At 72.3% G+C, this 14,775-nt stretch carries 13 protein-coding genes; 1 reads left to right on the top strand and 12 read right to left on the bottom strand.

Going from position 1 to position 14,775, the window contains the following annotated elements; translation table 11 throughout:
- Positions 1–33 precede the first annotated feature (33 nt).
- From ABD999_RS21485 to ABD999_RS21470, 4 genes are all read right to left on the bottom strand, one after another.
- Positions 34–3,825 carry an AAA family ATPase gene (locus ABD999_RS21485; protein WP_271275426.1) on the bottom strand — a complete coding sequence of 1,264 codons (3,792 nt, stop codon included), beginning with the start codon at positions 3,823–3,825 and terminating at the stop codon, positions 34–36.
- 201 nt (positions 3,826–4,026) lie between these two features.
- Complete coding sequence (locus ABD999_RS21480; protein WP_055505123.1) at positions 4,027–4,221, bottom strand: hypothetical protein; 195 nt, start codon at positions 4,219–4,221, stop codon at positions 4,027–4,029.
- A gap of 192 nt (positions 4,222–4,413) precedes the next feature.
- The gene (locus ABD999_RS21475; protein WP_148029525.1) at positions 4,414–4,689 is read right to left on the bottom strand and encodes an acylphosphatase; all 276 of its coding nucleotides are present in this window, start codon (positions 4,687–4,689) and stop codon (positions 4,414–4,416) included.
- Between the two features lie 66 nt (positions 4,690–4,755).
- The gene (locus tag ABD999_RS21470; protein ID WP_271275427.1) at positions 4,756–5,658 is read right to left on the bottom strand and encodes a LysR family transcriptional regulator; all 903 of its coding nucleotides are present in this window, start codon (positions 5,656–5,658) and stop codon (positions 4,756–4,758) included.
- 91 nt (positions 5,659–5,749) lie between these two features.
- Between ABD999_RS21470 and ABD999_RS21465 the strand changes: the two genes are divergently transcribed.
- Positions 5,750–6,940 carry an MFS transporter gene (locus tag ABD999_RS21465; protein WP_271275428.1) on the top strand — a complete coding sequence of 397 codons (1,191 nt, stop codon included), beginning with the start codon at positions 5,750–5,752 and terminating at the stop codon, positions 6,938–6,940.
- Here the strand turns inward: ABD999_RS21465 and mutM are convergent.
- From mutM to ABD999_RS21425, 8 genes are all read right to left on the bottom strand, one after another.
- Positions 6,888–7,733: a bifunctional DNA-formamidopyrimidine glycosylase/DNA-(apurinic or apyrimidinic site) lyase gene (gene mutM / locus ABD999_RS21460; protein ID WP_271275429.1), complete on the bottom strand. Its 846-nt coding sequence runs from the start codon at positions 7,731–7,733 to the stop codon at positions 6,888–6,890. The genes ABD999_RS21465 and mutM overlap by 53 nt on opposite strands.
- A 1-nt stretch (position 7,734) precedes the next feature.
- Complete coding sequence (gene rnc, locus ABD999_RS21455) at positions 7,735–8,454, bottom strand: ribonuclease III (protein ID WP_148034313.1); 720 nt, start codon at positions 8,452–8,454, stop codon at positions 7,735–7,737.
- A gap of 213 nt (positions 8,455–8,667) precedes the next feature.
- Positions 8,668–8,847, bottom strand: coding sequence for a 50S ribosomal protein L32 (gene rpmF, locus ABD999_RS21450; RefSeq protein WP_082535183.1), 180 nt, complete (start codon positions 8,845–8,847; stop codon positions 8,668–8,670).
- A 1-nt stretch (position 8,848) separates the two neighbouring features.
- Positions 8,849–9,400, bottom strand: a complete 552-nt coding sequence (locus tag ABD999_RS21445; RefSeq protein ID WP_271275430.1) for a YceD family protein — start codon at positions 9,398–9,400, stop codon at positions 8,849–8,851.
- A gap of 68 nt (positions 9,401–9,468) precedes the next feature.
- On the bottom strand, positions 9,469–9,945 hold the full coding sequence (gene coaD / locus ABD999_RS21440; RefSeq protein WP_148029520.1) for a pantetheine-phosphate adenylyltransferase: 477 nt from the start codon (positions 9,943–9,945) through the stop codon (positions 9,469–9,471).
- Positions 9,946–9,973: 28 nt separating this feature from the next.
- Positions 9,974–10,537: a 16S rRNA (guanine(966)-N(2))-methyltransferase RsmD gene (gene rsmD / locus ABD999_RS21435; protein WP_271275431.1), complete on the bottom strand. Its 564-nt coding sequence runs from the start codon at positions 10,535–10,537 to the stop codon at positions 9,974–9,976.
- A gap of 297 nt (positions 10,538–10,834) precedes the next feature.
- Positions 10,835–13,021 carry an ATP-dependent DNA helicase RecG gene (gene recG, locus ABD999_RS21430; protein ID WP_271275432.1) on the bottom strand — a complete coding sequence of 729 codons (2,187 nt, stop codon included), beginning with the start codon at positions 13,019–13,021 and terminating at the stop codon, positions 10,835–10,837.
- 34 nt (positions 13,022–13,055) lie between these two features.
- Complete coding sequence (locus ABD999_RS21425) at positions 13,056–14,603, bottom strand: DAK2 domain-containing protein (protein WP_345482851.1); 1,548 nt, start codon at positions 14,601–14,603, stop codon at positions 13,056–13,058.
- Between the last annotated feature and the right edge of the window lie 172 nt (positions 14,604–14,775).

Below are 14,775 nucleotides of genomic sequence, written 5' to 3'. Positions count from 1 at the left end.
GGACCGGCATGGTCAGGACCAAGGGCGCGCCGATCAGGCGGGCTCTCGCTCCCGCAGGCGCTGGCTGACCACCTGCGTCACACCGTCACCGCGCATCGACACGCCGTAGAGCGCGTCGGCTATCTCCATCGTGCGCTTGTTGTGGGTGATGACGATCAGCTGCGAGCTCTGCCGCAGCTCCTCGAAGAGCTTCAGCAGCCGCTGGGTGTTGGTGTCGTCGAGCGCGGCCTCGACCTCGTCCATCACGTAGAACGGCGACGGCCGCGCCTTGAAGATCGAGATCAGGAACGCCACCGCCGTCAGCGACCGCTCGCCGCCCGACAGCAGCGACAGCCGCTTGACCTTCTTGCCCGGCGGCCTGGCCTCGACCTCGATGCCGGTGGTGAGCATGTCGCCGGGCTCGGTGAGCACCAGCCGGCCCTCGCCGCCGGGGAAGACCCGGGTGAAGATCTGCTCGAACTCGCGCGCGACGTCCTCGTAGGCGGAGGCGAACATCAGCTCCACCCGCTCGTCGACCTCCTTGACCACGGTCAGCAGGTCGCGCCGGGTCTTCTTCAGGTCCTCCAGCTGGGAGTTGAGGAAGGCGTGGCGCTCCTCCAGCGCCGCGAACTCCTCCAGGGCCAGCGGGTTGACCTTGCCGAGCTGGTTCATCTGCCGCTCGGCGGTGCGGGCCCGCTTCTCCTGCTCCTCGCGCACGTACGGGACGGGCGGGTCGCCCGGCACCGGAGCGGCGGGGCCGTACTCGGCGACCAGGGCCTCCGACTCCACCCCGAACTCGTCCATCGCCCGCCGCTCCAGCTGCTCCAGGCGCATGCGCTGCTCGGTGCGGGCCACCTCGTTGCCGTGGACGCGGTTGACCAGCTTGTCGAGCTCCTGGCCCAGCTCGCGGACACGCAGGCGGACCTGCTTCAGCTCGGCGTCGACGGCCACCCTGGCCAGCTCGGCCTCGTCGCGCTCGCGGGCGGCCAGCCCGACGGAGCCGGCCAGGGCTGTCAGGACCCTCTTGGCGCCCGTGCTGACGGCCTGGGCGACCGCCGCCTGCTCACGCCTCCTGGCGCGCTGAGCGGCCGCCTGGGCGCGTTCCTGGCGTTCGCGCTGCGCTGCCCGCAGCAGGCCGTCGGCGCGGCCCTCCATGCCCTTGACGCGTTCCTCGGCGGTGCGGACCTGCAGGCGGCTCTCCATCTCGCGCCGGCGGGCGGTCTCGGACACCGTGGCGAGCTCGTCGCGCCGGTCGGTGGTCGGCTCGCTCTCCAGCTCCTGCGCGTATTCGGCCTCCGCGAGCCGGATCTCCAGCTCGGACAGCTCCTCCAGGCCCTCGGCACGGGCCTCCTGCGCGGCGGCGACGCTCCGGCCGAGGCGCTCGGCCTCGTCACGGGCGGCCTGGGCGGCGGCCTCCAGCTGGGCCAGCCGCCTGGCGACCGCCGCGGTGGCCTGGTCGGCCTCCCGCTGGCGGGCCCTGACCTGGTCGAGCATGCCCTGGGCCGCGTTCGCCTGCCCCTGGGCGGCGCCGGCGGCGGACTGCGCCTCGCTCACCGCGGCCTGCGCGGCCTCCAGAGCCGCCTGGGCGGCGTGCTCGGCCGCGACCGCCTCCTCCAGCCCCGCGGCCGTCTCGCCCGCGCGTGTCCCGGCGTCCTCCAGATCGGCGACGGCGTCGTCGAGTGCCGCCCTGACCTGCAGCACGGACGTGCCGCCCTCGGACCCGCCGGCGGCGACGTGCGCCCCCACCAGGTCGCCGCCCGTCGTGACGGCCCGCAGCCCCGGATGCTCCTCGGCCACCCGGCGCGCGGTCTCGAGGTCGGCCACCACCACGACCCCCGCCAGCACCCGGTCCAGCGCCGCCCGCAGATGCGCGGGCACGGTGACGAGCTGAGCCGCCCACCGCCCCCCACCCGGCGCCTCCCCCGCTCCACCGTCACTCACGCCTTCGCCGCTCTCCGGATACGCGGAAAGCACCTCGGAACCGCCTGGCCCGGCACCGCCGTTCTCCCCGGTCGCGGAGAGCGCCACGGCGCTCCCACGGACGGAGGGCGTGTCGTCGGGGGCCGCCACCAGGAGGGTGGCCTGGCCGGCGTCCTTGACGCGCAGCAGCTCCAGGGCGTTCACCGCGGTGGCGACCGACTTGACGGCGATGGACTCGGCGACCGGCCCGAGCGCCGCCGCGACGGCCGGCTCCGCACCGGGGGTGACCTGCATGACCGCCGCCAGCGGGCCGAGCACGCCCGCCAGGTCGGTCTCCAGCAGGGCCGCGCCCCCGTCGCCCTTGGCCAGGCCCAGCTCCAGGGCGTCGCGCCGGGCGCGCAGCGCCGCCACGGCCTGCTGGGCCTCCTGGTCGGCGGACCTCGCCGTGCCGACGGCCGCTCGCGCGGCCCTGAGCGCCGCTCGCGGGCCCTCCAGCGCGGCCTCGGCGCCCATGACGGCGGCCCGCGCCTCCTCGGCGGCCGCCCTGGCCTGCTCGACCCGCTCCTGGGCGGTGGCGAGCTCCTCGGCCAGCGCCGGATCGATCTCGGGCTGCTCCAGGCGCTGCGCCTCCAGCTCCTCGCGGGCCAGCCGCTCGCGCTCGACGGCCCCGGCCACCGACCGCTCCAGCCGCCCGATCTCCTCCTCGGCGGCCCGTGTCCGGCTCCGTACGGAGTCGACCTGGCCGCGCAGCTTGGCCAGGCCCTCGCGGCGGTCGGCGGCGGCCCTGGCCGCCATCGCCAGCCGGCGCTCCTCGGCGGCCAGCTCGGCCTCGGCGTCGGACCGCTGCTGAACCGCCTCCTCCAGCAGCTCCTGGGCCTGCTCCAGCTCGGCGCGCAGGATCAGCTCGCGCTCGCGGACCTCGGCCGCCTCGCGTTCGAGGTCTTCGGGGTCGCGGCCGCGGCGCTCGATGGCGGCGGCGTCGAGCGCGTGGCGGTGGCGTTCGGCGGCGAGCTGCTCCAGGCCGGAGATGCGCTCGCGCAGGGAGGACAGCCGGAAAAAGGTCTCCTGGGCGGCGGCCAGGCGCGGCTGGGTCTCGGCCTCGGCCGCGTCGAGCGCGGTCTCGCGCTCCTGGGCCTCGGCCAGCGCGGTCTCCACCTGGGAGCGCCTGGTCAGCACCGCGGCCTCGTCGGCGGCCTCGCGCTCCAGCCTGGCCCGCAGCGTGCAGACGTCGTCGGCGAGCAGCCGCAGCCGGGCGTCGCGCAGGTCGGCCTGGATGACGGCGGCCTTGCGGGCGATCTCGGCCTGGCGGCCCAGGGGCTTGAGCTGGCGGCGCAGCTCGGTGGCGAGGTCCTGGACGCGGGTCAGGTTGGCCTGCATCGCGTCGAGCTTGCGCAGCGCCTTCTCCTTGCGCTTGCGGTGCTTCAGCACGCCCGCGGCCTCTTCGATGAACGCCCGCCGGTCTTCGGGCCCGGCGTGCAGCACGGCGTCGAGCTGGCCCTGGCCGACGATGACGTGCATCTCACGGCCGATGCCGGAGTCGGACAGCAACTCCTGGATGTCGAGCAGCCGGCAGGTGTCGCCGTTGATCGCGTACTCGCTCTGCCCGGACCGGAACATCAGCCGGCTGATCGTCACCTCGGTGTAGTCGATGGGCAGCGCGCCGTCGGTGTTGTCGATGGTGAGCGTGACCTCGGCGCGGCCGAGCGGCGGCCTGGACGAGGTGCCGGCGAAGATGACGTCCTCCATCTTGCCGCCGCGCAGCGACTTGGCGCTGTGCTCGCCCATCACCCAGGCGAGGGCGTCGACGACGTTGGACTTGCCGGAGCCGTTGGGACCGACCACACAGGTGATGCCGGGCTCGAAACGCAGGGCGGTCGCGGAGGCGAAGGACTTGAATCCGCGCAGCGTGAGGGTCTTCAAATACAAGCGCGGGCCCCCTTCTCCCTGGACGGACTCCGGGAAAGACTACTGGTCCCGACTGCCCGTCGCTCGCGGGTGCAGTCGAGACCAGCCGGATCCCTGTCGAGAAGGTACGAAACTGTCTCGAATCAGAACTTGTGTCGAATTAGACCAAATAACGAGGGACGCCTCTCCGAGACGTCCCTGGATCTTGCGCTCCGATCACTCTCAGGTGAGTGCCGGCTCGCGCTCCTGCATGCGACTGAGCGCCTCATCGCGGGTTTGCGCCGCAAGAGCGTCATTCTGGGCCTGAAGTCGGATGAGTTCTGCCTCCAGGTCACGGATGCGCTGCTGCAGGCGGCGCATCTCCGAGACCATACGAGGGTCAGGACCGCCGACGTGGCCGAGTAGAGCCTTCGCCATGGTAAAGGGTCCTCCACGCTGAGTGACCAGACTGGTTCGCGCACTTCTTTATTCCGCGGGAGGGGTGCGCGTGGTACCTAACAAGAGTCGCACCGGCAGTGTGGGCGGTCAAGTCGAAGCGACTGTTGGAACCCACCCGCAGGCACTCCCGACATATAACTATACCCTATTTGCGCGGTTTAACGAAACCGCCTACCTCTCCACAAAACCGCCCAAACTACCTCGGGGTTCGCTCCAACGTTCCACTACTCCATCGACTCTTCCCGGCGTGTCGCAACCTCGGAGCAGCTCCAGGAGCTTGACGCAGGCGTCGCGCGGCCCTTCGGCCACGACCTCCACCCGGCCGTCGTCGGTGTTCCTGGCCCATCCTGCCAGGCCGAGCTCCAGCGCCCTGGCTCTGGTCCACCAGCGGAACCCGACTCCCTGCACCCGCCCCCGCACCCAGGCCGTCAGCCGCACGTCGTCCATATCACCCGCTGTGTCTCCACCAGTGTCCTCAGCCGCGTCTCCTGCGGCTCCTCCCGCGCCGGGCCGTCAAGCCACCATCGGCCCGGCCACCGCCGCTTGCCCGGCCGCCGCGGCGCCGAACGCCCGGATCACCGCTGTTTCCGCCTCCTTGACCCAGGCCAGCCCGAGTATCGACGGAGGCAGCCCGGTGACGGGCACGAAGCTCACGTCGGGGCGCCGGTGGTGAGCGGCCGTCGGCGCGCAGAACAGCATGCCACCCCGGCCGAGCGCCACCTGGGTCAGCCCCTCCTGACCCGTGGACACCGTACCCGCCCTGGGGATCACCCGCCCGCGCGGGGTCAGGGAGGGCGTGATCCGCTCCAGCCAGGCGCGGGGCGCGGGGCCGTCGAGCCCGATCAGGCGGATGCCGGCCAGCTCCTCCGCGTCGATCCCGGCCCGCCCGGCCCACGGATGACGGACGGAGACGCCGAGCTCGTAGGAGACCCGGTTCAGGCCCTCACCCGTGGCCAGGTCAGGCTCGTCCACCGGCAGCAGCGTGAACGCGAGATCGATCCGCCCCTCCCGTAGCCTCCCGAACGGGTCGGAGAGCGGGATCTCCACCAACTCGACCTCGCACCCGGGATGGCGGCTCTCGAAAGCCCGCACGCTGCCCGTGACGACGTCTGTGGGACTGGCCAGGAACCCCACCCTGAGCACGCCGGTGACCTCCCGGGCGGCCGCCTTCGCCCGGCCCACCGCGCTCGCCAGACCGTCGTAGGCGGGCCGCAGATCGGACAGGAAACGCTCGCCGAGAGGCGTGAGGCGCACCCGCCTGCTGGTCCGGTGGAACAGCCTGGCGCCGATCCGGCTCTCAAGCGAGCGCATGAGCTGGCTCACCCGGCCCGGCGACAGGTAGAGACGCTCCGCCGTACGGGCGAAATGCAGCTCCTCGCTGAGCACGACGAAGCACTCCAGCTCTTTGAACTCCATCCCATCCTCCGCTGATCGCTTAATCTGACTCAACCAAGCCTTCGGCCTTCGTCATTGTTCCCGGGGCGGGCCGGCGGCGAGTCTGAGCGGCATGACGACGACCGTTGAGCCCGCCTCCGAATCCGCCGCCGACCGGGCGCGGTGGCTCGCCGTGACCTCCTTGGCGGCGGGCACCTTCATCCTCGTGACCAGCGAGATGCTGCCCGTCGGCCTGTTGACGTCGATCGGGTCGAGCCTGGGCGTGTCCGACGGCACCGCCGGCCTGATGATGACCGCGCCCGGCCTGGTCGCCGCCGTCGCGGCGCCCGTGCTGGCGATCACCACCCGGCGGCTGGACCGGCGCGTCACGCTGCTGGGGCTGATGGCCCTGCTGGGGGTCGCCAACCTGGCGGGCGCGCTGGCCCAGGACTATCCGTTCATGCTGGCCGCCCGGGTGCTGACGGGAGTGAGCATCGGCGGGTTCTGGGCCTTCGCGGCCGCTCTCGGGCCGCGGCTGGTGCCGGACCGGTTCGTCGGCCGGGCCACATCGATCATCCTGGCGGGCGTGTCCGTGGCGTCCGTGCTGGGCGTGCCGGCGGCGGCGTTCCTCTCCTCGTTCGCGGACTGGAGAGCGGCGTTCGCCGCCCTGGGGGTGGCCGCGCTTGCCCTGGTCGCCCTGCTGGCCGCGACGCTCCCGCCGCTGCCCGGCGAACCGCCCACCAAGCCCGGCCCGTCCGGGCCCGCGGCGGGTGGCCCAGGGAAGCTCTCACGGCCGCTCAAGGTGGTTCTCGTCCTGACCGTGCTGATCGTCTCCGGCCACTTCGCCGCCTACACCTACGTACGGCCGTTCCTGGAGCAGGTCGCGGGCGCGGGCCCCGCCTTCGTCGGCGCGGCGCTCCTCCTGTACGGCGCCGCGGGCGTGGCGGGAAACTTCGCAGCGGGCGCGCGGGCGGCGGGAAGGCCCAGGGCCGTGCTCGTCACGCTGGCCGCGCTCATGGCCGTCGCCACCGCGGCGCTGCCGCTGATCGACCTGCCCCTGGCCGCGCTGGTGGTGTGGGGCGTGGGTTACGGCGGCGTGGGCGTGACCCTGCAGCTGTGGATCATGCGGTCGGGCGGCGGCGAGCTCGGCACCGCGCTCTTCGTCTGCGCCTTCAACGTCTCCATCGCGCTCGGCGCGTTCGCCGGCGGCCGGGTGGCGGACGGGGTCTCCGTCGCCGCGGTGATGTGGCTGGGAGCGGCGCTCGCCGCCGTCAGCGTGGCCGTCGCTGGCATCGGGGGCAGAAGTAGGAGGAGCGGTTCATGAACGGCTCGCGCCTGATCGGGGTGCCGCAGCGCGAGCAGGGCTGGTCCTGCCTCCCGTAGACCTCCAGCGAGCGCTCGAAGTAGCCGCTCTCGCCGTTGACGTTGACGTAGAGGCTGTCGAAGGACGTGCCGCCCTGCAGCAGCGCGGCGCCCATGACCTGGCGGACCGCCGCCAGCAGCTCAGTGATCTTGGGGCGCGTCAGTGTGTTGGTGGGCCGTGCCCAGTGGAGGCGGGCCAGCCAGAGCGCCTCGTCGGCGTAGATGTTGCCGACGCCGCTGATCAGCGACTGGTCGAGCAGCGCCCTCTTGATCTCGGTCCGCTTCCCGCGCAGGCCGGCGGCGAAGCGGGCGTCGTCGAACGACTCCTCAAATGGATCGGGCGCGATGTGCGTGATCGGCTCAGGCACGCCGGCGACCAGCGGGCTGACCATGATGTGGCCGAACGTCCGCTGGTCGACGAAGCGCAGGTCGGGGCCGCCGTCACGGAAGCGGATCCGCACCCGCAGATGCTTCTCCGGCGGCGCGTCCCGCTCCACCACGAGCAACTGGCCGCTCATCCCGAGATGGGCCATCAACGCGTCCTCGTCGCCCGACAGCGGCAGCCAGAGATACTTGCCGCGCCGCTCGGCCGAGACCAGCGTGCGGCCCCGCAGCCGCGCGGCCAGCTCCAGGGCCCCGGGCAGGTGGCGCCTGATCGCGCGGGGATGGAGCACCTCGGTCGAGTCGATCTCCCGCCCGATCACCCACTGTCGCAGGCCGCGGCGGACGACCTCGACCTCGGGCAGCTCCGGCAACCTAGCCCGCCGGCTGGCTCTCGCGCTGCTCGCGGCCGGCCCTGATGCGGGTCCAGGCGGCCTCGGCGGCCTGCTGCTCGGCCTCCTTCTTGCTGCGGCCGGTGCCGGAACCGTAGGACTCGCCGCCCACCCGCACCTCGGCGGTGAACGACTTGGCGTGGTCGGGGCCGCTCTCCTCGACGTGGTATTCGGGCACGCCGAGCGCCTCCGAGGCGGTCAGCTCCTGCAGCGAGGTCTTCCAGTCGAGCCCCGCGCCGAGCGAGGCCGAGCGCACGATCAGCGGGTCGAAGAGGTGGTGGACGACCCGGAACGCCTCGTCGAGCCCCTTGTCGACGTAGACGGCGCCGATGAGCGCCTCCAGGGTGTCGGCCAGTATGGAGGACTTGTCGCGCCCGCCGGTGCCCTCCTCGCCCCGGCCCAGCCGCAGGAACCGGCCGACGCCGAGCCCTCTGGCCACGTCGGCCAGGGCACGCATGTTGACCACCGCGGCCCGCAGCTTGGCCAGCTGGCCCTCGGGCAGGTCGGGGTGGTTGTGGTAGAGGGTGTCGGTGACCACGAGGCCGAGCACGGAGTCGCCCAGGAATTCCAGGCGCTCGTTGGTCGGCAGGCCGCCGTTCTCGTACGCGTAGGAGCGGTGCGTGAGCGCCCGCTCCAGGATGTCGGGGCCGAGAGCCACCGACAGGACTCGCTCGAGCTCGTCTTTGGCGACCTCCACGGCCACCGGCTTAGGACCTGCGCCCACGTGCTTTCCTCCTCGGACATCTCCACATGGCGCGACGGCCGCGGATGATGCCCGAAAACGTGGTGGGCGTCGGGGGATCGGATCCCCGGCGTCCACCACGGCCGCGGGCGAGACCGCCACCGCACACGTCTGAGACGGTAACGCCGACCGGGGCACAATGGCACCCGGCCGGAATCACGTCAACTCGGTGGATCAGGCAGACGGCTCGACGACCTGACGACGGTTGTAGGTGCCGCAGGTGGGGCACGCGATGTGCGGCTGCTTCGGAGACCGGCACTGCGGGCAGCTCACCAGGGCGACAGCAGTCGTCTTCCACTGGGAGCGACGGGCGCGGGTGTTGCTCCGCGACATCTTTCGCTTCGGGACGGCCACGTCACTTCTCCTGATCGTTATCGTTCTCGGTCATCAGACCCTGCAACGACGCCCAGCGGGCGTCGACCTTCTCGTGACGGTGATCGTCACCGGCCTCGGCCAGCTTGATCCCGCACTCCGTGCACAGCCCCTGGCAGTCGTCCTGACAGACGGGGCTCAGCGGAAGCGAGAGCACCACCGCGTCGCGGAACGTCGGCTCCAGGTCGAACAACTCGCCGTCGAGCAGCGAGTCGTCCTCGGAGGCGTCCTCGTCGGAGTAGAAGAACAGCTCCTGCAGCTCGACCTCGATGTCGGAGGACACCGGGTCCAGGCACCGCGCGCACTCCCCGGACAACGGGGCGTGCGCCGTGCCCGAGACGAGCACGCCTTCCATCACTGCTTCGAGCCGGAGAGCCAGCTCGACCTCGGCGTCCTTGGGGACGCCGATCATGTCGACGCCGAGATCCGCCGGCGTAGGGAGGACCAGGGAGAGCTCGCGCATCGTGCCCGGCCGCTTTCCCAGGTCATGGGTGGAGATCACCCAAGGGGAGCGGGGGTCGAGGTGCTGAGTCATCCTGCTCTCGCTAGGCATGGCGAAATCGCTGTCGTACAGGGCCGAAAAGAAAGGATACCAGGTCGCCGTCAGCCCTTGAGCCGCTCGACGAGCAGCTTGTGGACCAGGTCGGGGACCAGGCCCGACACGTCTCCACCGTACCGGGCGATCTCCTTCACCCGGCTCGACGACAGGAACGAGTATTCGGGATTGGTCGGCATGAACAGCGTCTCCACGCCCGACAACCGGTAGTTGAGCTGCGCCATCTGGAGCTCGTAGTCGAAGTCGCTGACCACCCGGATGCCCTTGACGATGGCCGGGATGTCGTTCTGCTTGCAGAAGTCGACCAGCAGGCCGTGGAACTTGAGCACCTTGACGTTGGAGTACTCCTTGGTCACCGTCTGCAGGATCTCGATCCGCTCGTCGACGGTGAACAGGCTGCTCTTCTCGATATTGATGAGCACGGCGACGACGACCTCGTCGTACAACCGGGCGGCTCTGGCGATGATGTCGAGGTGGCCGTTGGTGATGGGGTCGAACGACCCCGGGCAGACTACGCGGCGCAAGACGCCTCCTCTGGTCTACGGACGGTCATCATTCCCCGGCGGCGCGACCGTACCAAACGGACGCTTCGCCGTAACGACGGACCCTCTCCTCAATGAAACCATCCGGCCACACCAGGGCTTTTCCTCTGCTTTCCCGCTCAAAAGCCACCAAAGCGCTAGGCAGCAACCACCCGTTGTCCCGCAGCGACTCCAGCACCCGGGTCGCCTCCTCGCCGCCCACCGCGTACGGAGGATCGGCGAACACGATGTCGTACGGCTCCGCGCACGGCTTGGCCAGCACCCGCTCCACCCGGTCGGCCACGACCCCGGCGCCGTCGAGCCGGAGCGCCACCATGTTGGCCCGGATCGTGCGCACCGCCTTCGGGTCGGACTCCACCATCAGCGCATGCGCCGCGCCCCGCGACAGCGCCTCCAGCCCGACCGCCCCCGAACCCGCGTACAGGTCCAGCACCCGGGAGCCCGCGAGCCCGTACAGCGAGTCGAGCGTCAAGAAGATGCCTTCGCGCGCCCTGTCACTGGTCGGCCTCGTGCCGCGGCCCGGCGGCACCTCCAGCCGCCGTCCACCTGCGGCGCCCGCGATGATACGAGTCATGTGGGCCATTGTTCCCCATGTTCACGCAGGTCAAGAGTGGACAAGTGTCGGCCTCGACTGCGCAAGGGTGATTCACACCGGTGCGCTCAGTGAGCAAGATGAGTTCTGCGGCCTTCGAGGTGACCCAGAGGAGGCCGACCGGCGTGATCGTGAGCCCTTCCGCACGTCGGTACCCTCGGCACCTGACCCGAGGGATGGGCCCAGCCGGGGACGGCATTCGGGGGGAGGCCGTCCCCGCGGCTGGGTCCTTTTCTTACTTCGTCCTTCTCCGGCGCGCGGCGCCTCGACGCCGCCCGGTCAGGTTTTCTCCAGGTATTCGGCCTTCTCGTCTTCCAGGAGCCTGTCGATCTCGGCCCTCAGCGCGGGGTGGGAGGCCAGCTCCGGGTCCTCGGCGAGGAGGGCGGCGGACTCCTCGCGGGCCGCGGCGATGACGTCCTCGTCCCTCAGGAGCTGGAGCAGCTTCAGGGACGAGCGCTTGCCCGACTGGGCGGCGCCCAGGACGTCGCCTTCACGGCGCTGCTCCAGGTCGACCCGGGAGAGCTCGAACCCGTCGAGTGTCGAGGCGACCGCGTCGAGGCGGGCGCGGGCGGGGGTGCCGTCGGCGAAGTCGGTGACCAGCAGGCAGAGGCCCGGCAGGCCGCCCCGGCCGACGCGGCCGCGGAGCTGGTGGAGCTGGGAGACGCCGAACCGGTCGGCGTCCATGATGATCATGACGGAGGAGTTGGGCACGTCCACGCCGACCTCGATGACCGTGGTCGCGACCAGGATGTCGAGCTCGCCGCGGGTGAAGGCGCGCATGACCGCGTCCTTCTCCTCCGGCGGGAGCTTGCCGTGCAGGACGCCCAGCCGCAGGTCGTGGAACGGCCCCTGGCCGAGCAGCTCGGCCACGTCGAGCACCGCGAGCGGCGGGCGGCGCTCGTCGTCGGCCGCCGGGGTCTCCTGGGCCGCCAGGTCGCCCTCGTCGCCTTCGAGGTCGCCGATGCGCGGGCAGACGATGTAGGCCTGCCTGCCGAGCGCGACCTCCTCGCGGACCCGCTCCCATGTGCGCTCCAGGTAGTGGGGCTTCTGCGCGGCGGGCACCACGTGGGTGGTGATCGGCGCGCGGCCCGAGGGGAGCTGCGAGAGCGTGGACACCTCCAGGTCGCCGAAGACCGTCATGGCGACCGTGCGAGGGATCGGGGTGGCGGTCATCACCAGCACGTGCGGGCGCGCCTCGCCCGCCTTCTCGCGCAGCGCGTCGCGCTGCTCGACGCCGAAGCGGTGTTGCTCGTCGACCACCACGAGGCCCAGGTCGGCGAACTGGACGTGCTCCTGCAGCAGGGCGTGGGTGCCGACGATCACGCCTGCCGTGCCGGAGGCCGCGTCGAGCAGGGCCGCACGGCGGGCCTGGGCGCCCATGGAGCCGGTCAGCAGGGTGACGGCGGTGCCGCCGAACACGCCGCCCTGCGCCAGGTCGCCCAGCATCGAGGTGATCGAGCGGTGGTGCTGCTGGGCGAGCACCTCGGTGGGGGCGAGCAGCACCGCCTGGCCGCCCGCGTCGACCACCTGCAGCATGGCCCGCAGCGCCACCACGGTCTTGCCCGCGCCGACCTCGCCCTGCAGCAGCCGGTGCATCGGGTGCGCGGCGGCCAGGTCGTCGGCGATCTCCTCGCCGACCTGGGCCTGGCCCTCCGTGAGCGCGAACGGCAGCCGCCCGTCGAAGGCGGCCAGCATGCCGTCGTCGCGGCGCGGCCGCGGCCTGGCCGGCCAGGCGACGGCCGCCTGCCGGCGCTGCAGCAGCACGGACTGCAGCACGAACGCCTCGTCGAACTTCAGCCGATTGCGCGCCCGCTGCACGTCGGCGAGGTCCTTCGGCCGGTGGATCGCCTCCAGCGCGTCGGCCAGGCCGGTGAGGCGGTGGCGGGCGCGCAGCTCGCCGGGCAGCGGATCGTCCAGCGGGCCCAGCGTGTCGAGGACCACGCCGACGGCCCGCCTGATCGCCCAGGGCGTGATGTCCTTGCCCGCCGGATAGATCGGCACGGGTGCGGCGGCGAACTCCTCGGCGCTCGCCTCACCCTCCTCGAACAGCTCGAACTCCGGGTGGGCGAGCTGCCAGCGCGGTTTCGCGCGGGCGCCGAACAGGCCGACCTTGCCGGCGAACATGCCGCGCCGCCCCGCCTTGAGCCGCGACTCCGCGGCGTGGGAGCCCTTGCCGAAGAACGACAGGTAGATCTTGTTGCCGGTGCCGTCGACGACCTCGACCTCCAGCCACGTGCCGCCGCGGTTGCGCATCGGCTTGCGCATCAGCCGGGTCACCTCACCGACCACGGTGACGTGCTCGTCGACCGACAGCGCGTCGAGCGAGGTCAGCTCGCCGCGCTCGGCGTAGCGGCGAGGATAGTGGCGCAGCAGGTCGCCCACGGTCTCCAGGCCGAGCACGCCGCCCAGCAGCTTGGCGGTCTTCGGGTCGAGCGCCTTCGTCAGAGGCTCGTCGAAACGGCTCACGGCACCTAGTTCTACCGCGTACGGCCGACAGGAATCACTCGACACCGATGAGAAGCGGGTAACCGCCCTGCTCACCGCCGTAGACGACGAGGTCCGCGTCGGGCCTGGCGCGCCGCAGGTGAGCGGCCACGCCGTCGGCGAGCCCGGCCGGCGCGCCGGCCCCGGTCACCAGCGTCACCAGCTCGCCGCCGCCCGCCAGCATCCGGTCGACCACCAGCGCGGCGACCTCCTCCAGCGTCCGCCCGATCACCGCCACGTCGCCGTCGATCAGCCCCAGGACGTCGCCGGGGTGGCACAGGCCCGCGCTGGTGACCCCCTCGCGGTCGGCGACAGCGAGATGGCCGTAGCGGGTGTGGCCGGCCGCGCCCGTCATGGCCACCACGTCGTCGTCGTAGCGCCGCAGCGGGTCGTGCACGGCCAGCGCCGCCAGCCCCTGCACGGTCGCCCTGGTGGGCAGCACGGTCACCACCACGCCGTCCTCGCGGGCGATCTCCGCCGCCGCCACGGCCACCGCGCCGGCGTCCTCGTCGTTGGGCAGCACCACGACCTCGCGGCCCGCCTGCCGGATCGCGGCGAGCATCGCGGGCAGCGCGGGCCGGCCGCCCGGCTCGCGGCGCACCACGACCGCGCCGCACTCCTCGAACAGCTTCGCGATGCCCTCGCCCGCCGCCACGGCCACCACTCCCCTGCCGTCGCCCACGCCCCTGGCGACGCGCTCGGCGAGGTAGGTGACCCTGATGCGGTGCGGCCTGCCCACCCGCAGCGCCGCCTCGATGGCGGGCCCGGCCTCCCCGACGTGGACGTGCACGTTCCACAGGCCGTCGCCGCCGACCACGACCAGCGAGTCGCCCATCGCGTCGAGCTCCTCGCGCAGCTTGCCGACCGCGCCGTCGTCGGCGTCGAGGAGGTACATCACCTCGTAGCCGGCGCCCACCTCGGTCATCGGCGTGACCCTCGCCGTCGGCGCGGGCACGTCGTAGCGCTCGCGGTGGCTGCCGGTGATCGCCGCGGCCAGCGACTCCAGCACGATGGCCAGCCCCGCGCCGCCCGCGTCGACCACGCCGCTGCGGGCCAGCACGTCGAGCTGGTCGGGCGTACGGCGCAGCGCGGCGCGGGCCTCCTCGGCGGCCCGCCGCGCCACCTCCGCCGGCCCGCTCTCCACCTCCTGCACGGCCGCGGCCGCCGCGGTCAGGACGCTCAGCACGGTGCCCTCGACGGGCCTGGCCACGCACCCGCGCGCCAGGTCGGCGGCCCTGGACAGCGCCGCGCGCAGGTCGGCGCCGTCCTTCAGGACCTCGGCCAGCCCGCGCAGCGCCTGGCTGACGATCACCCCGGAGTTGCCGCGCGCGCCCACGAGCGCCCCGTACGAGAGCGTCTGCCACACCACGCCGGCGTCCACGTCGTCGGGCAGCGACTCCACCGCCTCGGCGGCCGAGAGCATCGTGAGGTGCAGGTTGGTGCCGGTGTCGCCGTCGGCCACCGGGAACACGTTCAGCGCGTCGATGTCGGCCCTGGCCCTGCCCAGCGCGTCGGCCGCCAGCCGCGCCCACCGCCGCACCGAGGGCGGATCGAGAACGTCCATGGGCACGCCCCGACCTCCCGGTGCTACAGTTTCGACACAGAGGAGAATATCGTCGCGTCACGCCCGGTCCCAGTGATCGGTTCGCACGCACTGGTGGCGATCCGATATTCTTGCCTGGCTAGCCGGTTGTCCCGGCATGCCCTCCGCCCTCACAGCATCAGCGGACAGGGCT

The organism is Nonomuraea ferruginea, from assembly GCF_039540635.1.
GTDB classification, from domain to species: Bacteria; Actinomycetota; Actinomycetes; order Streptosporangiales; family Streptosporangiaceae; genus Nonomuraea; species Nonomuraea ferruginea.
Note: the sequence above shows the minus strand (reverse complement) of the source record. Positions and strands in the feature narration are given on the sequence as shown.